The sequence below is a fragment of the Streptomyces sp. genome (assembly GCF_035563135.1).
GTDB lineage: Bacteria > Actinomycetota > Actinomycetes > Streptomycetales > Streptomycetaceae > Streptomyces.
Map to the genome: position 1 here is coordinate 1 of NZ_DATMVN010000447.1, position 19,752 is coordinate 19,752.

The 19,752-nt window shown below is 70.5% G+C and carries 23 protein-coding genes and 1 pseudogene; 12 read left to right on the plus strand and 12 right to left on the minus strand.

What is annotated here, in order from left to right; all coding sequences use genetic code 11:
- The first annotated feature begins 80 nt into the window (after positions 1-80).
- The 4 genes from VN520_RS19810 to VN520_RS19825 all read left to right on the plus strand — a co-directional run bounded on the left by VN520_RS19810 (position 81) and on the right by VN520_RS19825 (position 2,684).
- Positions 81-296: a hypothetical protein gene (locus VN520_RS19810; RefSeq protein ID WP_325748263.1), complete on the plus strand. Its 216-nt coding sequence runs from the start codon at positions 81-83 to the stop codon at positions 294-296.
- A gap of 268 nt (positions 297-564) precedes the next feature.
- Entirely contained in the window at positions 565-999 is a 435-nt protein-coding gene (locus VN520_RS19815; protein ID WP_325748264.1) for a DUF7144 family membrane protein, read from the plus strand.
- Position 1,000: 1 nt separating this feature from the next.
- The gene (locus VN520_RS19820) at positions 1,001-2,374 is read left to right on the plus strand and encodes a DUF1254 domain-containing protein (RefSeq protein WP_325748265.1); all 1,374 of its coding nucleotides are present in this window, start codon (positions 1,001-1,003) and stop codon (positions 2,372-2,374) included.
- An 88-nt stretch (positions 2,375-2,462) separates the two neighbouring features.
- Entirely contained in the window at positions 2,463-2,684 is a 222-nt protein-coding gene (locus VN520_RS19825) for a DUF2277 domain-containing protein (RefSeq protein ID WP_325748266.1), read from the plus strand.
- A gap of 16 nt (positions 2,685-2,700) precedes the next feature.
- Here VN520_RS19825 and VN520_RS19830 read toward each other — a convergent pair whose 3' ends face one another.
- From VN520_RS19830 to VN520_RS19840, 3 genes are all read right to left on the minus strand, one after another.
- A complete protein-coding gene (locus VN520_RS19830; protein WP_325748267.1) occupies positions 2,701-3,360 on the minus strand; it encodes a DedA family protein in 660 nt (219 codons plus the stop codon).
- 209 nt (positions 3,361-3,569) lie between these two features.
- The gene (locus tag VN520_RS19835; RefSeq protein WP_325748268.1) at positions 3,570-4,028 is read right to left on the minus strand and encodes a DoxX family protein; all 459 of its coding nucleotides are present in this window, start codon (positions 4,026-4,028) and stop codon (positions 3,570-3,572) included.
- A 112-nt stretch (positions 4,029-4,140) separates the two neighbouring features.
- Positions 4,141-5,817 carry an alkaline phosphatase D family protein gene (locus tag VN520_RS19840; RefSeq protein WP_325748269.1) on the minus strand — a complete coding sequence of 559 codons (1,677 nt, stop codon included), beginning with the start codon at positions 5,815-5,817 and terminating at the stop codon, positions 4,141-4,143.
- 182 nt (positions 5,818-5,999) lie between these two features.
- Here VN520_RS19840 and VN520_RS19845 point away from each other — a divergent pair, with 182 nt between their 5' ends.
- Positions 6,000-7,082 carry a DUF2332 domain-containing protein gene (locus VN520_RS19845; RefSeq protein WP_325748270.1) on the plus strand — a complete coding sequence of 361 codons (1,083 nt, stop codon included), beginning with the start codon at positions 6,000-6,002 and terminating at the stop codon, positions 7,080-7,082.
- Positions 7,083-7,206: 124 nt separating this feature from the next.
- Here the strand turns inward: VN520_RS19845 and VN520_RS19850 are convergent, their stop codons facing one another.
- Positions 7,207-7,851, minus strand: coding sequence for an HNH endonuclease family protein (locus VN520_RS19850; RefSeq protein ID WP_325748271.1), 645 nt, complete (start codon positions 7,849-7,851; stop codon positions 7,207-7,209).
- A gap of 289 nt (positions 7,852-8,140) precedes the next feature.
- On the opposite strand from VN520_RS19850, the gene VN520_RS19855 reads away from it, so the two are divergent.
- Positions 8,141-8,875: an ABC transporter permease gene (locus VN520_RS19855; RefSeq protein ID WP_325748272.1), complete on the plus strand. Its 735-nt coding sequence runs from the start codon at positions 8,141-8,143 to the stop codon at positions 8,873-8,875.
- 409 nt (positions 8,876-9,284) lie between these two features.
- On the opposite strand, the gene VN520_RS19860 is transcribed toward VN520_RS19855, so the two are convergent.
- Positions 9,285-9,695, minus strand: a complete 411-nt coding sequence (locus tag VN520_RS19860; RefSeq protein WP_325748273.1) for an acetyltransferase — start codon at positions 9,693-9,695, stop codon at positions 9,285-9,287.
- A gap of 626 nt (positions 9,696-10,321) precedes the next feature.
- Between VN520_RS19860 and VN520_RS19865 the strand changes: the two genes are divergently transcribed.
- Positions 10,322-11,344: a helix-turn-helix domain-containing protein gene (locus VN520_RS19865; protein WP_325748274.1), complete on the plus strand. Its 1,023-nt coding sequence runs from the start codon at positions 10,322-10,324 to the stop codon at positions 11,342-11,344.
- A 111-nt stretch (positions 11,345-11,455) separates the two neighbouring features.
- Here the strand turns inward: VN520_RS19865 and VN520_RS19870 are convergent, their stop codons facing one another.
- Both VN520_RS19870 and VN520_RS19875 read right to left on the minus strand, forming a co-directional pair.
- Positions 11,456-12,142, minus strand: a complete 687-nt coding sequence (locus VN520_RS19870) for an HAD-IA family hydrolase (protein WP_325748275.1) — start codon at positions 12,140-12,142, stop codon at positions 11,456-11,458.
- Positions 12,143-12,547: 405 nt separating this feature from the next.
- Entirely contained in the window at positions 12,548-12,979 is a 432-nt protein-coding gene (locus VN520_RS19875) for an ATP-binding protein (protein ID WP_325748276.1), read from the minus strand.
- Between the two features lie 238 nt (positions 12,980-13,217).
- On the opposite strand from VN520_RS19875, the gene VN520_RS19880 reads away from it, so the two are divergent.
- Together VN520_RS19880 and VN520_RS19885 are read left to right on the plus strand one after the other, a co-directional pair.
- Positions 13,218-14,060: a helix-turn-helix transcriptional regulator gene (locus VN520_RS19880; protein WP_325748285.1), complete on the plus strand. Its 843-nt coding sequence runs from the start codon at positions 13,218-13,220 to the stop codon at positions 14,058-14,060.
- Positions 14,057-14,272, plus strand: a complete 216-nt coding sequence (locus VN520_RS19885) for a DUF397 domain-containing protein (RefSeq protein WP_325748277.1) — start codon at positions 14,057-14,059, stop codon at positions 14,270-14,272. The genes VN520_RS19880 and VN520_RS19885 overlap by 4 nt, the downstream gene beginning before the upstream one ends.
- Positions 14,273-14,492: 220 nt before the next feature.
- On the opposite strand, the gene VN520_RS19890 is transcribed toward VN520_RS19885, so the two are convergent.
- The 4 genes from VN520_RS19890 to VN520_RS19905 form a co-directional block, all read right to left on the minus strand.
- Entirely contained in the window at positions 14,493-14,966 is a 474-nt protein-coding gene (locus VN520_RS19890; RefSeq protein ID WP_325748278.1) for an SET domain-containing protein-lysine N-methyltransferase, read from the minus strand.
- Positions 14,963-16,432, minus strand: a complete 1,470-nt coding sequence (locus tag VN520_RS19895; RefSeq protein ID WP_325748279.1) for an SET domain-containing protein-lysine N-methyltransferase — start codon at positions 16,430-16,432, stop codon at positions 14,963-14,965. Before VN520_RS19895 ends, VN520_RS19890 begins: the two co-directional genes overlap by 4 nt.
- Before the next feature lie 95 nt (positions 16,433-16,527).
- The gene (locus VN520_RS19900) at positions 16,528-17,049 is read right to left on the minus strand and encodes a ricin-type beta-trefoil lectin domain protein (protein ID WP_325748280.1); all 522 of its coding nucleotides are present in this window, start codon (positions 17,047-17,049) and stop codon (positions 16,528-16,530) included.
- 408 nt (positions 17,050-17,457) lie between these two features.
- Entirely contained in the window at positions 17,458-17,634 is a 177-nt protein-coding gene (locus tag VN520_RS19905; protein WP_325748281.1) for a hypothetical protein, read from the minus strand.
- Between the two features lie 219 nt (positions 17,635-17,853).
- On the opposite strand from VN520_RS19905, the gene VN520_RS19910 reads away from it, so the two are divergent.
- Entirely contained in the window at positions 17,854-18,360 is a 507-nt protein-coding gene (locus tag VN520_RS19910; RefSeq protein ID WP_325748282.1) for a hypothetical protein, read from the plus strand.
- 206 nt (positions 18,361-18,566) lie between these two features.
- Positions 18,567-18,884, plus strand: a complete 318-nt coding sequence (locus VN520_RS19915; protein ID WP_325748283.1) for a hypothetical protein — start codon at positions 18,567-18,569, stop codon at positions 18,882-18,884.
- A gap of 327 nt (positions 18,885-19,211) precedes the next feature.
- Here VN520_RS19915 and VN520_RS19920 read toward each other — a convergent pair whose 3' ends face one another.
- A complete protein-coding gene (locus VN520_RS19920; RefSeq protein ID WP_325748284.1) occupies positions 19,212-19,454 on the minus strand; it encodes a peptidoglycan-binding domain-containing protein in 243 nt (80 codons plus the stop codon).
- Here VN520_RS19920 and VN520_RS19925 point away from each other — a divergent pair.
- Positions 19,441-19,752 (plus strand): annotated as a pseudogene (locus tag VN520_RS19925) (hypothetical protein); the annotation flags it as partial. The gene VN520_RS19920 and the pseudogene VN520_RS19925 overlap by 14 nt on opposite strands.

The window sequence follows — 19,752 nt, forward strand, 5'->3', positions numbered from 1 at the left end:
TCCTGTTGCGGCGGCGCCCTCCGGCCGTCCCGCACAGGCTCCGGGATGCGAACCGGCGAGGCTGGGGAGACCGTGGAGGCATGTCCGGACATCCACCTGTGATCGTGTATCCGCCCACGCCGACCGGTGGGCGGCGGGTGACCGTACGCGGGCAGATCGTCGGGCTGGCGCACGGGCGTGGAGATGTCGCCTCGTTCCTGCGGCGGGCCGGGCTCGCCCAAGGAGCCGGGGACATCGATCTGGACCAGCCGGAGCTGATCGAATGGCGGGGCGGAGATCTCGACACCTGGGGATGAGCCCCGTGAGCCCCGTGCGGCACACCGGAACGAGAGGTCACTCGAACCTCCTCCGGCTGCTGCGGGAGGGAGCGGAGGAGATCCCGATGACGCGCTGCGGGGCTCCGGTCCCCGGTCGGCCGCCCGCGCACGAGTACCGCCCGGCACGGGCGGACAGGACCGAGCGAGTCACCCGAACGGGTGCATCCGGGTCGTGGTGGGGGAGGCCGTCGCGCAGGGTCGGATCTGCCCGCAGCCGTGCGGAGCGATCCGTCGAGTGGAGGAACCCATGACCCGGCCAGCATCCGCCCCCAACCCCTCACAGCCCTCCGCCTCCGGTCCCGAGAGCCCCTGGGCGGCGAGCGGAGTGATGTTCGCGGGGGTGCTTCTCCTCGTCGACGGCATCCTCGCCGTCGTCAAGGGCATCGCGGGCATCGCGTCCGACGAGGTGTACACACGCATCAACGACTACACGTTCAAGTTCGACATCACCGCCTGGGGATGGATCCACCTGATCATCGGGGTGATCCTGGTGCTCGTCGGACGGGGCATCCTCAAGGGCGCGGCCTGGGCCTGGGGTGTGGGCATCGGGCTGGCGGCGCTGAACCTGGTCGCCAACTTCATCTGGCTGCCGTACCAGCCGGTGTGGGCGGTCATCTCCATCGCGATCGACACCTTCGTGATCTGGGCCCTGTGCGCCCACCGGGCGAAGCCGGTCGTCTGACGTGTCCCCGGGGCGAGGCGGTCCGCAGCCGGACGCGATCACGGCGTTGGCCGCCGACGCCTACGTCTACGGGTCCCCGCTCGTCCGTCAGCTGTCGGCCGTCCAGGCCTGTCTCCAGGAGGGCTGCGGGATGCTGGCGCCCGCAGCGTTCAACGACTTCGCCCACGCGGCCGGACCGGCCGCACCCGGCACGCGCGTCCCGTTCGCCCCGGCCGACCTCGTCGACGCGCTCGCCCAGCTCGATCTCTCCGGAGGGCCGGTCCGGCTGCACGTCCCGGACACCGGCGGGGCGTACTACGTCCTGCAGTTCGTGGACGCCTGGGGCAACGCCTTCGCCTACCTCGGTCCCCGGGCCACCGGCACGGGTGAGGGCGACTGGATGATCGTGCCGCCCGGGTGGGCCGGGACCGTGCCCGATGTCGTGTCCGGAGTGATCGACGCGCCCACCTCCGTCGTCTCCGTCGTCGGCCGCCTCGCGTGCCACGGACCCGAGGACATGCCCCGGGTCAGGGCGCTCCAGCAGGAGCTCACGCTCACCCATCTGGGTGACCGCGCCCACCGGACCGGGCTCCCGGCGACCGAGGCCGGGGTGCCGGGGGAACTGCGCTTCTTCGAAGAGCTCCGGGTGTGGATGGCCGACTTCCCGCCCGCCGCAGCCGATCGCGCCTACCAGGACCGTTTCCAGCCCCTGGGGCTCCTGGAGGAGGGCCTCTCGCCGTACGTGTCGGCCGGACCCGCCCTCGTAGGGGCGCTGGGGCGAGGACTGGCGCTGGGCCGGCTGCGGGTGGAGGAGGCGGCCCGCCGGCCGGCGCTCACCGCCGACGGCCCCCAGGGGGCCTGGCGGACGGTGCCGCACCTGCGCGACTACAACCTGGACCACTTCGGCGTCGGCACGCTCGGTCCCCCGGAGTGGACGGTCCCCGACCGGGAGGCGTCCTACCTGCTCAGGGCGGTCGCGGCTCGGCGAGGGCGCTGGCTGCCCCATGGGTACGAGACTCTCTACGCGCACACATCACGTGACTCCCGGGGCCGGCCGCTCGACGGGTCCCATCGCTATGTGCTGCGTCTCGCGCCCCCGCCGCCGGTCCGGGCGTTCTGGTCGCTGACCGTGTACGACAGTCCCGGGGGCCACCTTGTCGTGAACGCGGCGGGCCGGTACGCGATCGGGGACAGGACGCCGGGGCTCGTCCACGGCACCGACGGCTCGCTGGCACTGCACCTGTCCGCACAGCGGCCGGCGGACCCGGCCCAGGAGGCGAACTGGCTGCCGGCGCCGGCCGGGGCCTTCCGCCCTGTGCTGCGGCTCCACCTGCCTGACCAGTCCCTTCTCGACGGGAGCTACGCCGTCCCGCCGCTCGAACGGCTCGGAGCGTAGAGCCCGGGATGCCACTCAGCGGCAGAGCCATGACCGCCGGGACCCGCCTGCCGCTGTCGATGTCAGTGGTGCGTCGCACACTGGAGGCATGTGCCGCAGCATCAAGACGCTTCGTCCACCAGCCATCCCCGAAGAGGCCACCGAGGAGGAGATGAGGGCGGCCGCCCTGCAGTACGTGCGCAAGGTGTCGGGCTTCCGCGCGCCCGCCGCGCACAACCAGGAGGTCTTCGACCGCGCCGTGGCCGAGATCGCCGGGGCGACCCAGCGGTTGCTGGACGGCCTGGAGATACGCGGCGCCGCCCGGGTCTGAGCAGCGGCGCGGGCCGTCAGGTTCCGGCCGGAGCCCCGGCGGCCTGGGCCGTGGAGGCGTGGGCGGGGCGCCGGACGACGAGAGCCGCGAGGGCGCCCGCCAGGAACAGGGCGAGGACCGAGACGGCCGTGCCGAGCCAGCCCGCGCCCAGCCACTGGCCGCCGAAGTAGCCGAGGCCCACGCTGTAGAGCGCCCAGGCCACTCCGGCCACGGCCGACCAGGGCAGGAATTCCTTCACCTTGCGGTGTGCGGCGCCCGCGCCCAGGGAGACGACGGAGCGGCCGGCCGGGGCGAAACGGGCGACGACGACGAGCGCGCCTCCGCCACGGCTCAGCGCCGCACCGAGCCGTTCCTGGGCGGAGGTGAGCCGGCGGGAGCGGGCGATGGCACGGTCGAGGCGGTCGCCGCCGCGCCGGGCGAGGCGGTAGGCCACGAGGTCGCCGAGGACCGAAGCGGTGGCCGCGCAGAGGATCAGCGCCAGGAGCGAGGGGACCTGCCGGGTCGCCTCACCGGCCGCGGCGGTGACCGTGGTCGTGCTCGCGGCCGCGGCCGTGGCCGCGGTGATCACCAGTACGCCGCTGGGCAGGACGGGCAGGAAGACGTCCAGGAGCACCGAGAGGGCGACCACTGCGTAGATCCATGGGCTGCCGGTCAGCGCGCCCACACTCTCGAGCACTTTCTACTCCCCGTTCCCGTGTTCCGTGTCAACGCCGCGACGTCGCAGGGGAGCGGCAGGAGCGGCAGGGCCAGCTATACAGCGTACGCCTGACGTTCACCCGGTTCACCTGGTATTCACGGGGCGGGCGGCCGATGTCGTGCAGGTCACGTACGGCCCCGGTCCCCTCCTCGCGGGAGGAGGGGACCGGGGCCGTGGAGGAGGCGTGGTCAGACCGAGACGGTCCGGGCCTTCTCGTGGGAGGGCTCGCTCACACGCTCGGAGCCGCCGCGCGAGGAGAACAGCCGGTCCAGGGCCACGGCGCCGGGGCCGGTGAAGACCAGCAGCAGGAAGGCCCAGCAGAAGAGCGCCGAGGGCTCGCCGCCGTTCTGCAGGGGGAACAGCGCCTCGGGCTGGTGCACCTTGAAGTACGCGTAGGCCATGGAGCCGGAGGCTATGAGGGCCGCGAAGCGGGTGCCGAGGCCGAGCGCGACCAGGGTGCCACCGACGAGCTGGATCACGGCGGCGTACCAGCCGGGCCAGGTGCCGACGGGTACGGTGCCGCCGCCGTTGGCGCCGCCGAGGACTCCGAAGAGCGAAGCGGCGCCGTGGCAGGCGAACAGGAAGCCGATGACGATGCGGAAGAGGCCGAGTGCGTAGGGCTGGGCCCGGTTCAAGGATTCGGACATGGGGGGTGGGGCTCCTTCGGTCTGGGGACGGGAACCGATCGGGGCCCCTCAGGTTAGGTTCACCTCAGTAGTACTTGCAAGTTCAACATTCTGTCGAGTGGCTGAAAATTGTTCATTCGTTCGATGTCAGCGTGTGCTCCAGCACGGGTTCGAGCTGCGCTCCCGCAGGCGTAGCTCTGGCCTGAACCAATGTCAGCGCAGCTTTCCGGCCGTGCAGGGTGAGGGTCATGAGCTGATTGCCGAACCACGGCCCGCCCGTCTTGCGCCAGGGCATCGGAGGGCTCCCCGTCCGTCCGTGGAGTGCCAGCGCGCGCCCGAGCCGCCGTCCCGCCCGGCTCCAGCCGAAGCGGAAGCCGGCGCGGATGTATCCGGGGACGGAGTTGTGCACGGGAGAGCAGGTCAGCTGTAGGACGCGTGCGGTAGGAGCGCCGCCCGGGACGGTGCCGGACCACTGGGGTTCGGCGATGTACGCATGGTGCACATCACCCGAGAGCACGCATACCGTCGCGGGGGCGCCGGGCCCGCGCCCCACGTCCCTCAGGAGCTCCGACAGACGGCGGAAGGATTCCGGGAAGGCTGCCCAATGCTCCAGGTCAGCGGCCCGGCGCACCTTCTCCCCGAGGCGCGCCCAGCGCTCGCCCCGCTCGCCGCGGCACAGGGCCGCGTTCCAGGTCTCCGCCTCGTGTATCAAGGGCGGCAACAGCCACGGCAGCGAGGTGCCGATCAGCAGATGGTCGTACGAGCCCGGGTCCGCGAGCACCTCGTCGCGCAGCCACTGCTCCTCCTCGTCGCGGAGCATCGACCGCTCCTGCTCCTCAAGGGTCCGGGCCGCCCGGCTGTCCACCATGAGCAGCCGTACTCGGCCGAAAACACGCCGGTAGCTCCACCGGACCCGCGAGGGGTCGGCGTCGGCGGCCGTCGCATGGCCGCGAAGGATCCCGGTGCCGTCGGGGGCGGCGCGTACGGCCGCGTAGACCGGGTCGGCCTCCAGGGCCTCGGGAGACAGGTTGCCGAGGTGCTGGTAGACCCAGTACGACATGAGCCCGCTGACGATCCGCTCCTGCCACCACGGGGTGCGACGCATGTCCCGGGCCCAGGCGGCGCTGGTGTTCCAGTCGTCGATGACGTCGTGATCGTCGAAGATCATGCAGCTGGAGACCGTGGAGAGCAGCCACCGCACCTCCGGGTCGCGCCAGGACTCGTCGTAGAGCTGGGTGTATTCCTCGTAGTCCGCGACCTCCGTGCCGGGAGCCTCGTTCAGGTCCCGGCGGGCGGCGAGCCGCCGCTGGGTGGCCTCCGACGTCTCGTCCGCGTACACCTGGTCGCCGAGGAGCAGGAGGACGTCGGGGCGCGCAGCTCCGGGATCCGCGGCGAGCCGGGCGGCCAGTGCGTCGAGCGCGTCGGGGCCGATCGGGTCGTGCCCCTGGGCGGGCGGAGCCGCCCACCGGCAGGAGCCGAAGGCGATCCGGACCGGGCCGGCCTCGTCCGCCTGCGGTACGGCGGGCGTGGTGATGGTGCTCGGAGGGAAGCGGGAGTCCTCGGGCGGCCATACGCGGCGGCCGTCGAGCAGCACCTCGTAGGGCGTGGTCGAACCGGGTGCCAGGCCCGTCACCACCACCAGGGCGTAATGGTGCCCCTGGACGGCGAACGTGGGGGAGGTGCCGCCCGCCCCGTCCGCGCAGCGGACCTCCGCCGTGCAGGGCCTGGTCGCCTCCACCCAGACGGTCGCCCGCGAGCCGGACTCCCAGTCGACGTACCTCAGCAGCGGACCCAGGCGTAGCCCGGCCATGTGTGCCCTCCTCGCGTTGCCGTGACCGATGGCTCCGTAGGGTACGGAACGATGGAGGGGGGCGGGGTGGTCCGCCGGGCTGTTTCGCTGAAGGAGGGGCGGGAGCGGGCCGCTGCGGGGGCCCGCTGTGATGACCAGGAAGGACCGTGGGATGCCGGCCGACCGCAGAAGGTGCCGTGACCATGGGTAGGGCCCGCACGCTCGCCGAGGTGTACCGGCGCTTCGGGGAGGCCGAAGCCGCCGGGGGGTCCCCGCTGTACGAGCGCGTCGCCAGGGCCCTGAGCGGGTCCGGGGAGGCGCTGCGCGCCATCGGGACGGCGCCGGCGCGCAAGCGTCACCCCGCGGTGATCCTCGCCGCGCTCCACGACCTCGCCCTCGACGGACGCGCCCCGGCGCTTGCCGCGGCCTATGCCGCCGGGGACGGGGAGGCCGCCGCCGGTGCGGCGATCGACACGCTGCTGCACATGACCGGGTCGGTCGTGTCCGTCGCCGTGCGACGGCCGCCGCGGGACGACGAGACCGGTCGCTGCGCCGTGCTGTACCCGGCGGTCGCCGAGGTGGCGTCCCGGGTGGGCGTGCGTGCGGTCGGGCTGATCGACGTGGGCTGTTCGGCCGGGTTCAATCTCAGCACCGATCGCGTCGGCATCACGTACAGCGACGGACGGACGCTGGGGGACCCGGAGTCTCCCGTCCAGCTGTCGTCCGAGGTCGTGGGAGGCCGGCCCCTCCCGGCACGGGCGATACCCGAGGTCGTCGCCCGGGTCGGCATCGACCTCGATCCGGTCGACGTGACCGACGCGGATGACGCCCGATGGCTGCGCGCCTGCCTGCGGCCGGATCAGCCGGAGCGGGCCGCGAGGCTCGAAGCGGAGACGGCGCTGGCGGCCACCGCGCCCCCGGTGCTGCTGCGAGGTGACGCCGTCGACGTGCTGCCCGACGCCTTCGCCCGGGTGCCCGCGGACGCCCTGCCTGTCGTCACCACGACATGGGCGCTGTCGCACTTCCCGCTCGGGAGCCGCCTGCGCTTCCTGCACCGCCTCGACGAAGCGGCGGCCGACCGGGAAGTGGGGTGGGTGTCGGTGGAGGGGGTCGGAGTCGCGCCGGCGATCCCGACCTTCGGTGATCGCCGTGCCTCCGGCCACAGCGTCATCGGCCTGGCGGTGTTCGGCCGGTCGGCTCTGCACGCCGAGGCCGTCGGCCGCTGCTGGTCGCGGGGCCGCCTGCTGGCGTGGACGGCGGATCCCGCGCGCGCCTCTTCAGGCTGATCGGTGCCACGCCGTCCCGGGCCCGGGACGGACCGGAACGGAACGGGACGGCCCGTCCTCCTCGCGTCGCCGTGAGCTGCGGCTCCGGAGGAGGGCGGGTCGGTCGCGCGGGGGCGGGTGGCCGTCAGCAGCCGTTGAGGACGGACTGCAGGGCGCCCTTCTCCGTCGAGTCGACGCTGAGGCCGTAGTGGTGCTTCACGTGCACCCACGCGCGGGCGTAGGTGCAGCGGTAGGCGGTGCGTGAGGGGAGCCACTCGCCCGGGTCCTGGTCGCTCTTGGACTGGTTGACGTTGTCGGTGACCGCGATGAGCTGAGGGCGGGTCAGGTCGTTGGCGAAGGACTGGCGCTGGGTGTTGGTCCAGCCGCTGGCCCCGGAGCGCCAGGCCTCGGCGAGCGGGACCATGTGGTCGATGTCCAGGTCGGCGGCGGCGGTCCAGGTGGCGCCGTCGTACTGCGAGTACCAGCTGCCGCTGGTCGCGGCGCACGAGGAGTCCTGGACGACGCCCGTGCCGTCGCGCTTCAGGACCACTTCACGGGTGTTGCAGGCCCCCGACTGGGTGATCCAGTGCGGGAACTTGTCGCGGCTGTAGCCGGAGGAGGAGCCCTCGGTGGAGACGGTGAGCTGGCCCAGATACGTACGGGCGGTCGCGGCGCTGACCGGGGTGGGCATCGCGGCCTGGGCGGTCGGGGCGGTGAGAAGCCCGGTGGTGGCGGCGAGCGCGGCCGAGGCGGCGACGACGGCTATGCGACGCGCGTAGATTCCGGTCATGTGAACTCCCTTGATGTGGGGGGATGTCGGGCGGGCGGCCTGCGGAACCCGGCCATCGTGGCGGCGCCGGGTTTCGGTGGGGTGGTCGCCAGGTAACAGGGTGACGGCATGCGCACGTCACATCAAGGGGTGGAGCGGTCGGTCTGACGTCCCGTCCGAAAGCTGTTCGAAGCGCAGGGTTGACGGGCCGGCAGTTCAGGCGGCAGCCCCGGGCCCGCGTGCGGGCTCCGAGGGGTGCCCCGTGATCCGCGCCCGTCAGGGAGCGCGGGGCAGCCCTTAGGGTGGCCGTGTGCTGCTTCCGGTCGGTCCCGTGCTCGGTGCCGTGCTCGCCGTGCTTCTGGTCCTCGCCGCAGCCGTCGCCGCGTGGGCCTCGCTCGGCCGGTCCCGCGAGATCGCCGTCGCCGGGCTGCGGGCCGCGGTGCAGCTGGCCGCCGTCTCCCTGCTCATCGGCTGGGTGGTGCGCTCCCCGGGGCCCCTGCTCGGCTTCCTGGCGCTGATGTTCGCGGTCGCGGTGCGCACCGCCGGCCGGCGGATCACCGGTAACCGCACCTGGTGGTGGGCCGCGCTGCCGATCGGCGCGGGCGTCGTGCCCGTGGTCGTGGCGCTGCTGCTCACCGGACTCCTCCCGCTACGCGGTATCGCGCTGATCCCGGTCACGGGCATCCTCATCGGGGGCGCGCTCACCTCGACCGTGCTCGGCGGGCGGCGCGCGCTGGACGAGCTCGGGACGCGGCGGGGGGAGGTGGAGGCCGGGATGGCGCTCGGCCTGCTCGACCGGGACGCCCGGCTGGAGATCGCCCGCCCCGCGGCGTCGGACGCGCTGCTGCCGGGGCTGGACCAGACCCGGACCGTGGGGCTCGTCACCCTGCCCGGGGCTTTCGTGGGCATGCTGCTGGGCGGCGCCTCACCCGTGGAGGCGGGCGCCGTGCAGCTGTTCGTCCTGGTGGCGCTGATGGCGGTGCAGACGGTCGCCGTCGCGCTGGTCCTGGAACTGGTCGCGCGAGGGCTGCTGCACCGGGAGTGAGGCCAGGATGCGGTGCAGCACCCCGAGGGCGCCGGCCTGCTGTCACCGGTCCGGCCTGCGCCGGCAGGCCTGTCCGGAGCCGGACCCCGGCTCCGGTGACAGCAGTTGCCAGGTCATGCTGTTGTACGGGACGTACGGGATGCCCCGCCGGCACAACAGGCCCGGCACCGGACGCGGCTCGCGGCGACCGCTCCGGCCAGGGCGGCGGCAGCCGCTCGGCCGGCGCTCGCACCTCGTCGTCCGCACCCTTGTCGTCCGCACTTCACGGCCGAGTGCTCACACACTTACGGGCAGCCGAATCACCCCACCGGCCACACCCGGTCACACCCGGTCAGGCCGCTGCGAGGAGTCCGTGTCATGAGCTCCGGGCCATCCGGCCCGGACCCGCGCGGCGAAGCTGAAGGGCGTGTCAGCCGCAGTGCTCCCAGCCGCTCTTCCAGACGTAGTCCTGGTAGCCGCCACCCCACTTGATGCAGGTGTTGGGAGCCGACACGTAGACGGGTCCCGCGAACTTGGTGTATCCGCCGAAGTCGTCGATCTGGCTGCCGCCGGACTTCTGGATGGAAGCACCCATCCACATCGACCCGCTGAGTGCCTTGTCCAGGATCGTGGTGACACAGTTGTAACCGTTACCGCTGTTGTAGGTCAGATAGATGACCGCAGGACCCAGGTCCTCGGAATCGATGACCCTGTAGCCGGAGCCGCACACTTCGCTGGGGGACGCCGCTGCGGCACTGGCCGGGCCGGCCGTCGCCAACAGCCCGGCCGCAGCCACGGCGGTCACCACGGCGACGGACCTCAACTTGTGGGAAGGGAACACAGCGCCTTCTTTCTTTGCTCAGGCGAATCACATGCGAATATTTTTCTGTTCCGGCCTGCCCAGCGGTGACCCTGATCGGTGGCACACCCGATCGTCCTCACTCCTCACCGCCGGCATCGGCCTCGCCGTGACTGCGACCGGTCCCCTGTTCCGGTCGCAGCCACGGGTGGCCGAGGCCCTTGATCGCTTCCGATCCTGCCTGAGCGGTACGCGGTTGTCTTGGCGCTGAGTTCACAGTTGCTTGGCGTTGCGTCCACGACCGGAACGAAAAGACGCGGTGCGCCCCGGCTTCGTCATCACGTACAGCACCTGACCGCCCCACGGGCCGCCCCACGGGCCGGCGGTCGGGACTGCGGTCGGTACGGAGAAGGCCCAGCCGGAGCGCGTCGCCCCTCCCTCCGCCGGAACCGGTACGGCCCCGGCAGCAGTCCGTCGGAGCGGCGCGGTCGCCCGGGTCACCGGCCTTCGGCCTCCGGCCGAACGCACCCGGTCGGACCGGGGAGGAGAACCTGCCGGTCCGCCCTGCGGCGGATCCACCTCCATGCGCGGGCCGGCTGCCCGTCGGAGCTGGAGCGGGCGGTCCTAGGCTGTCCGCTGAAACTCCGTGAGAAAGCCGAGGTGGGCGCATGATCGGGACCCTTTTCCACACCCACGATGTGCCGGTTGCCGACAGGTTCGACTATTGGCGGGAGCTCATCGGCCGTACACGTTCGAGCGAGATGAGCAGCCCTTACGCCCGTGACTTCCGGGCGGAGCTGCGAGTGATGGAGCTGGGGCCGGTGACGGTGTGGCCGACCTCGGTCCTGCCCACGCGCTACCGGCTGAGCTCGAAGCGGACACGCCGGAACGAGACCGGGCTCTACCACTTGACGCTGCTGCTGGAGGGCGGGTTGATCCTCGACCATGCTGGAGGGACGGACACGTTCGGCTCCGGTGATCTCCACATGGTCGACGACTCCCGGCCGTACGACCTCCGGCCGGTCCAGGACGGTTCAGGCAGCGCCGTCAGAGGGGTGGGCGTCGACTTCCCCAAGGAACTGCTGCCGCTGCCCTCGCACCGGTTGGAGCACGTGCTGGGCCGCGGCCTCCCCGGGCGTGAGGGCATGGGCGCGCTGCTCACCGGATTTCTCACCGGTCTGGAACAACAGGCCGCATCGCTCCAGCCATGCGATGCCCCCCGCCTGGGAGCGGTGGTGCTCGACCTGGTGTCAGCCCTGCTGGCGCAGGCGGTGGACGCCCGGTCGGCGCTGCCACCCGAGACCCGGCGGCGCACCCTGCTCCGGCACGTCGACGCGTTCATCCGGAAGAACCTGCACGACCCCGAGTTGTCGCCGCGCGCCGTAGCCGCCGCGCACCACATCTCCGTCAGCTATCTGCACCGCATATTCGAGCAGCGGGGAGAGGGCGAGACAGTCGCCGCGAGGATACGCAGCCAACGTCTTGAAGGCGCCCGTCGCGACCTGGAGAATCCCGCCCTGCGTGCCCTCCCCCTCTACGCGGTCGGCGCCCAGTGGGGGCTTCCCCGTGCCAGCGACTTCAGCCGGGCCTTCCGGGCCGCTTACGGAGTCTCCCCCAAGGAGCACCGGCTGCGAGCCCTACAGGGGACCGAGGGCCAGGAAGACGTGCCCGAGGGACAGCGTGAACGCTGAGAGCTCCAGGAGCTCTCGGAGGTCCTGACGAAGACGTCGGCGGAAAAGCCGGGGATCACGCGTGCACGTTTCCACCGGGCACTTCGCGTCCTGCGGCGAGGTCTGCACCGCCTACGACAGCCGCGCGGAACCGGCGGCGTCGATGTGCAGACGGATCGAACCGTCCGCGCACGCTTCCACCCGGAGCTGTGTCAGGTCCGTGACATGAGCGTCAGGAGAGAGCGCGGCCGCGCGCGGGCCGACGCCCACGACGCGCATGCCGGCCGCCCGGCCCGCCGTGATGCCCGCCTCCGAGTCCTCGAACACGATGCAGTCCGCCGGGTCGAAGCCCAGTTCGGCCGCGCCCTTGAGGAAGCCCTCGGGGTCCGGCTTGCTGGCGCCGACCATTTCCGCGGTGACGCGGGTCTCCGGCATCGGCAGAGCAGCGGCGGTCATCCGGGCCTGGGCGAGCGCCTCGTCGGCCGAGGTCACGAGTGCGTGGGGAAGGCCGGCGATCGACGCCATGAAGGCGGGGGCGCCGCCGATGGGCACCACGCCCTCCGTGTCGGCGGTCTCCTCGGCGAGCATGATCCGGTTCTCCGCGTAGTTCTGCTCCATCGGGCGGTCCGGCAGGAGGGCGGCCATCGTGGCGTACCCCTGCCGGCCGTGCACCACCTTGAGCGCCGCCTCGGGGTCGAGCCCCTGCGCGATCGCCCAGCGGCGCCAGCAGCGCTCCACCACCGCGTCGGAATTGACCAGGGTGCCGTCCATGTCCAGCAGCAGTGCCTTGAAAACACCCAAGGTGTCTGACGTGCGCAAAGGGTCATCCTCACGAAGAACGGGCAGCTTTGTTTGTCTACGGTACAAAACCTGTGCCGCGCAACGCCATCCCAGTACGATGAGACGCAGAGCGGGCCCCGGGGTATACACCACCCCGGGGCCCGCTCGGCATGCTGCGGCGCATTCACCGTCTGCTGTGGCACCTGCATCCGCACGCGACCGCCCCGCACCGGCCGTGAGCCATGGGCACGGTCAGCAACTCCGCGCCCCGGCACATCGCGCTTACGCGTTCCTGTGGCACCGGCCGAAGGGCCGTAGCCACGGCTGACAGCTCACGCAGCCGCGCCCCCGCCGGGCACCCCTCGCCCCCGTTGCATGCTTCACAGACGGCCGTGTGGTCTATCACCGCCCGGTACAGCGCCATGTCGTCGGTCACCGTAACTGTCACCACGTCACCACCGCCCACACGAATTTCCCCATGGGCCGGTCCGCGGTACCCCATCGCGCGGCGAGCAGCTCGACCAGGTGCAGCCCGCGCCCGCGGTTGCGGTCATTCGACAACGGCTGCATCGACGGCCGCTTCCGCCGGGTGTCGTGCACCTCGATGCGGCACTCGCCTGGCAGTGCGTAGACGCACACCATCAGCGAATCACCCGGCTCGGACCCGTACCTGTACGCGTTGGTGACCAGTTCTGAGGCGAGGAGTTCGAGGGTGTCCAGGGTCTCTGCCGGCGCCTTCGGTTCCTGGTAGGCCGCAGCCTCCCGCACAAAGCGCCGTGCCGGCCGCACCGACTCGGCTTCGGCCAGGCAGATCAGGACCGGCGGCACGGCGGGCGGTGCTCCTGGCGGTAAAGCGCGCGAACGCATGGTCATCATGCGGGCTCCTTCACGGTGTGGCCGTACGGACCTCACGCCCGAATCGGCGGTGCAAATCACTTCAACCAGGATGCTCCTCTACAGTGATGTGTGCAAGTCCGCTGAGAGTCAAACGTAAATTTGCATACGGCCGCGTAAGTGGCTGTAGCGAGAGGTGGCCGAGGTGACATACCGGGGTGACGCGCGGCAGACTGGACGTCGTACCAGCGGACATGGAGGCTTTGTGAGCGCACCTACGGTGAGACGGCGGCAGCTCGGCCGTACCCTCCGCGCGCTCCGCGAGTCGCTGGGGCTCAAGCAAGAAGAGATGGCGGACCGTAGCGGGGGTGCCCTGAACGGGGCCAAAATCTCGCGCATCGAGACGGCGAAAACTGCGGCTTCGGCCCGGGACGTCGGGCTCATGCTCGACGTGCTCGGTGTCACTGATGACGTTCTGCGGTCAAGCCTGCTGAAGTTGACCAGAGAAGGCGCCCGACGCGGTTGGTGGCAGAGCTACCGGTCCGTTCTGTCGCCCGAATACGAAGACCTGATCAGTCTCGAATCGGAAGCTGAACAGGTCAGCACGTGGCAGCCGGTCATGGTTCCCGGCCTGCTCCAGACCAACGAGTACGCCCGGCAGATAATCGCGGCTACCGCGATGGGCGAGGCGGTGGAAGAACGCGTTGACGCACTTGTAGATGTCCGCCTGGCTCGGCAATCTGTGCTCACTCGTCATGCGCCGCTGTCTTTGTGGGCCGTTATTGGGGAAGCGGCTCTTCGCACCCGTACCGCAGATGCGCGGATCATGTCCGAACAGCTGGCCCGGCTCCTCTCGGCGGGGAAATGGGCGAACGTGACAATCCAAGTCCTGCCGCTCAGCACCCCACCACACGTAGGCCAAACCGGGGCCTACTCGATTCTCGGCTACGGTGCTCACGCATCCCTCGACGTAGTACACATCGAGTCCCTGACCCAGGCTTTGTACGTCGAGGGGCATGCAAGCGTGGCCGCTTACCAGGCAGCCATGGGGACCCTTCGGGCCCAGGCTCTGTCACCCGCTGATTCTGCCGATTTGATCACTGAGATTAGGGACCAGATATGACCTCTCGCACCGTTCGCGACGCCTCGACCCTTCCTGTGACCTGGTGGAAGTCGAGCGCGTCGGCCGCCCAGTCCGACTGTGTCGAGTGCGGCATCGTCGACGCTGATTCCGTGGCCGTGCGCGACTCGAAGAACCCGACAGGCCCGGCCGTGCTCTTCGGTCGTGCCGCCCTGACGGCGATGGTCGGCGCGGTCGCGGCCGGCACTCTGTAGCACGGCGAAAACCGCCCCCCGCACAGCCGTCAAGGCCGTGCGGGGGGCGTTTCCCTTCCGGGTGAACGTGTAGAGGGACAGCGCGAGGCCGACCGGACCGGCCGACGCAGGGATGGACGGCAGCGGCCGGCGTGCGCGTTCGAGGGCGTCGAGCCGCTGCTCGCGGTCGGAAAATTGCCGGTCTGTCCGGTCGGTGCCCGGTCGCCGTTCGGGATTCGGTTCAGCAGTTCAGGTGGCGCTTTTGGCTCAGGAGACGGTCGATGTGGGGGGTGAGGCGATGCGCGGTCAGGGTTTGGGCCGGGCAGGTGTCGGCGCCGGTTATACGTCCGAGGCAGCCGGGCTCCTGGCACCAGCAGGTGAAGGGCCGGGCGAGGTGCCACTCGGTGGAGGGGTAGAAGAAGGTGACCTCCGTGCCTGCCGCGACGGGCAGCAGAGCGTGGAGGGTCATGGAGGATGTGTCGATGCGGCAGTTGGGGCGGCAGGAGTGGTTCATGTACTCCGGCCCGCCGTGGGGTCGTATGTGCCGGGTTTCGCTGACCTGGATGGTCCATGGGGTGGGGCGCGGGCTCAGGTGCCGTGTGGTGATGGGTCCTATGAGGGAGCCGGTGGGCAGTGGCTGGGTGGCCAGAGTGCGGTTCAGGCCGGTCTCGGGACCCCGCACGGTGCGAAACGGCAGGTGAGGGTGGTCAGTCATAAGGGCTGCTCCGCAGCGAGAGGTAGGGGGCGGCGCACCTCTTGGGACTGGCGTACATGGGAGGAGACGTGTGTGCCGTAGCGCTGGGGGAACCAGGGCTGGAGGTGGTCTTCGCCGCGCCAGCCTCCGCGGCAGGAGTCGGTGGCACACAGGCAGCGTTCGGCGTTGAGATGGCCTTCGGTGTAGACGGTGGCGTAGTCGAAGGTGATCTCTTCGTCCTCGGCGATGGGGCGGCGTGCGATGAGGGTGAGACCGTCCAGCCACGTGTTGGGGTCACAGGAGTGGTTGAGGGGACGCCATTTGAGGGGATCCGGGTCCCACAGGGCATACACGTCAGGACCCAGAGGGTAGGCGAAGTCGCGGAACATCCGCTGCCAGTAGGGGTCCCAGGTGCGCTGGATATGGCCTCGGCTGGCGACCACCAGGGCGGTCTCCTCGTCGCTGTAGACCGTCTCCCCCACGGCCAGGGGCCGGGTGGCGTACAGGCCGCGTCCCTTCTCCGGATGGCGGCGCACCTCGTAGGGTGCCTGAGTTCGCCGGTGTCGTTCCAGAGCGTCGGAGATGAGGGCGCGTAGGAACCCTGCGCGGCCGCTGCCGTCGATCTCCAGGATGGTGTCGGCGCTGCAGGGGTAGAAGACGGAACAGGCAGGGTTGATCTCCAGGAAGTACGGGGTGCCTCCGGCGTCGATGCGCCAGTCGATACGGGCGTAGCCGGAGCCGCCCAGGGTGCGGTACAGGCGCAGGGACAGCTCGCGCAGCCGCGTGTCCAAGGCGGGGTCGGGGCAGGCATGAGGTGGCGGGTGTTCGCCAGGGCCCCATTTGTGCTGATGGGTTTGGAAGTCCTGCGGTCCGATGAGGGGGTATTCGGCGGTGGGGTAGGCGCGGTCACCGCCTGGGGCGGTGGGATCGCTGGCGACCAGGACGGTCATCTCCCTGCCGTCGATGAACTCCTCGATCAGCGCGCCCCCGAATTCCTCGACAACGAGGTCGGCCTGGTGCAACAGCCGGCCGGGAGTGGTGACGCGGGAAGCTGGGGTAATGCCGATGCTGTCGGCTCCGTGGTCGGGCTTGACGATGCACGGCAGTCGCAGTTCTTCGAGTGCCTCGGCGGCGTCCTGCCGGTCGCGGACGAAGCGGTAGCCGGGCTGGGAGAGGCCGGCGTCCTCTGCGGCCAGTTTCATCGCATGGCGCGTCGGGTCGTAGAAGGTGGAGCGGGGGCCGGTGAAGGGGGCGCCGCGTCGCTCGAGTTCCTGCACGATCTCGATGCCGGCACGTGCTTCGCCCCAGGCGCCGTCGCAGAGGTTGATGTAGAGGTCGGCGCGGGTGCGCTGCAGGGTGCGGATGCCGGTCAGCTTGTCCAGTCCGAGGTGGCGTACCTGGTGCTCGGGCAGCAGCGGGGCCAGGTCGACCGCCCGGCGCTCGTCGGTCTCACCGACGTCCAGCGAGTACAGGACGCAGATATCCATCGGGCCTCCCATGAGCAGTGGTCTTCGGTGGGACGCAGCCGTCGGCCGCGGGCCGGGGGTGGGCCGCGCCGGTGCGGTGCGGCCCACCCGCTGGGTCAGACGGTGGGCAGGAGGGTGAAGGTGTTGAGAAGGCCGCCACTGGCGGTGGCGCGGATGTAGGAACCGCTGCCGCTGGCGGACCACATGTCGGTGCCGGTGGCGGACTTGATCTGGCCCAGCAGCGGCAGACCCAGGATGCCCTGGTAGATCCACTTCTGAGTGGCGGCGGAGCTGCAGGGGTTGAGGTAGATGTACCGCTCACCGGTGGCCTCGGCCCGAACATCGGCGCACAGGTTCTCCGAGACCAGGACCAGGTGCTGGGTGGCCGCGTCGTACTGCCAGGTCTGATTGGCCTGTTGCGGCAGCGTGCACGCCTCAAGCAGGACGTAGTCGGAGCCGAACGTGGAGTCCTTGCCCACGCACAGGCCGAGCGGGTTGTTGGTCACCCCGCCGGTGGCGACGATGGTGAAAGTGCCGTCGGGGAAGCCGTTGGCGGCCTGCGCTGTACCGGGCAGCGCGAACAGCGCGGCCAGCGCGGCCAGCAGCGCGATGAACGATGTGGTCAGTCTCTTACGCACGGATTTGCTCCTCACAGAAGGCATGGGCCTGCGACCAGGTCGGATATCGGACCGGGCAGGCGGGAGACGCCTGGCCTGCACCGTTGGGCGCGAACACGCTGCGGCAGCAACATGGAGGCGCTTGTTCGATAAAAGGAGAATCCGTTTTTCATAACGACCGCGCCATAGCTCTTTCGGAGGAGGTGGAGACCCCCCTCGGAGGCGTGTGCACCCCCCCTCGCCCACACACCCACCCACGTGATTCGCGCGGGGTGTGAAAGGGAAATTCGCCTAGATCAAATATTCCCTGAGAGCGAATCCGGGATCGGCGGGATTCCGGCGGCCCGTAATTGATCTTGTTTGCGCAAAGGACCGTTTGTGAGGGTGTTCCCTCGTGCGCCTCCGGTCCTTGTCCGCCCTCCAGGAAGATCACCAGCGATTGGCGGGGACGGCCTGGGCCGCCTGTTCGAGGTTCGCAAGCCGCAGCTTGCGGTCGGCCATCGCGTCCTGTGGACCGCTGAACGGCTGGGCTGGTCGGGAGGGGCGCCGCGCCTGCGCCGGAGGTAGCAGGAGGGTCAGTTGGCCGGCTGTGCGCTGTGCGTGCAAGGGCGGACGGTAGGACTGGTGGCGCGATCGGGGCACGCAGTCTTCACCCAGGGCGCGTACAGGTAGGTCAGTGTGTGCGCTGCCCCGGTCGGGCCATGGCGGCCGGCGGGGAAAGGACGCACGCTGTGGGGCGTCGCCCCGCCCGTTCCACACAGCCCAGCGCTACAGGGGCGGCACCGTTCGCTGCTTCCTGCCCGCCCTCTCGTGAAGGAGATGGTTATGCGCCGTCGTCTGTCCCTCCTGGCCTCCGCCGGGGCGCTCGCCCTGTCCGGCTCGCTCGCCGCCGCGGTCCCCGCTCAGGCCGACGAACCGGAGAACCCGAGCGTGGTGTGCGAGGACGCCAACAACGAGATCGACGTCAACTTCCAGGGCAGCACCGCCAGCACCGACACCAGCATCTACCACGGCTGCGTCTCGGTCGACTTCCCGCAGATCGTCTACGGCGAGGTCAAGCCCAGGCCCGGCACCGCAAGCGGCTCCCCGTCCGCGGCCACGATCAACATCCCCGGCTGGACGGTCGTCTGGTACGACGCCAACGACGACGAAGTCGCCGACAGCCAGTTCAACGTCACCTTCACCTACCTCGGCCCCATACCGCAGGTGATGGTGGGCACCATGGTGGCCACCGACCCGCTCCTCCAGGCCGGCGCCGGCACCGCCTCCCGCGCCTGCCAGACCAGCAACCTGTGCACCTACTACAACACCGGGATCATCCTGAACACCTGATCCGGCCGGGGCCGGCGTCACCACCGCCGCGCCGGCCTTGGCGGCAGGGACAGGGCCCGCCGGTCGGCGCCGGTGAGCGACTTGGTTCGAGAGCTGTTTCTCAGCCAGGCATGACATTTCCCGAACGGAGTGCCCTGAAAGGCTGCGACAGCGCGGCTGGCGTATCTGTTGAGGTAAATGGTCCATTCCCGTTCCAGGAGGATGCCGTGAGAAGACGTATTGCCGCAGTCCTGGCCGCCGGTGCTGCCGGGCTGCTGACCGTCGCGGTGCCGACGAGCGCCCAGGCAGCAACCGGTACGTTCTACTACGTCAACGCGTACACGAAGCTTGGCGTCACCGTGACAAACCCGGCTGACGGGAGATGCATCCAGACGCCCGCGAGTGGCAGGGTGGCCAACAACACCAGCAGTGATGCGACGCTGTATCCCACTCCTGCCTGCCAGGGGGAGCCACTGGGCACATTGGCACCGAGGGGAACTGCAAGCGGACTCTCGTTCGGCAGCGTCATCTTCGCGGCGCCGTAAGCTCCTGCCAGGTAGTCCGGAGGAAGCCGGAGACTTTAGAGGTTAGCTGGTCGGCCACCTACAAACGCAACGGTGTTGGGCTTTTATGAGTCCGAGCTGAGCAGGAGAGCGCCGGCTTCGAGGACGGTGGCCGGCATCGGCATGCTCCGGAGCGCGGGAGAGCGGCTCGTAGCTGCGGAGAAAAAAACAAGTAGCCCCGCCCGCCGGTCAGGGAGAACGAGCGGAGGCTACTTTGTTTCTCCACGATACAAAAACCGGGGCCGAAACGCCAATCCCGCGCCGGGAAGGCTGTGGAGCCCTCCGTCGGCGCGGGCCCGTATCGGCGCCTCAGGAGCGGTGTTCCCTGCCGCTCGTCCACGCCTCCAGGGCGCGGCGGGTCTCCGGCCCGTAGACGCCGGACGGGTCGCTCATGACCCGGGCCCGTCGCTGGAATTCGGCGACGGCCTCCTCCACCCGCTCCGAGTAGACGCCGTCCTCCGGCCCCCAGTAGGCCCCGACCCTCTGGAGCCGGCGCTGGAGCTCGAAGACCTCCGGGCCGCGGTCCCCGCGCCGCAGCGTGCTCCCGGACACCTCCTCGGCCGGCGGCGCCACCGCTGGGGTGGAGGTCTTCGTCGCGGACGGCGAGGGGGACGGTGACGTGGAAGCGGCAGCCGGGCGCGACGCCGAAGGGCCCTTCGAGGGAGAGGGCGAGGCCGAAGGGGATACCGACGCCGACCGGGACGGCGTGGCGGAAGCGGACGCGGACGTGGACGTGGAGGGGGATGCCGGCACGGATGGGGACGGCTCCCCGCTCGCGTCCGGTGCGCTCGTCGTGATCTCGGGCAGCGCCGTCTCCCTGCTGTCCTCGTCGTCGTCGAACAGGCCGCCC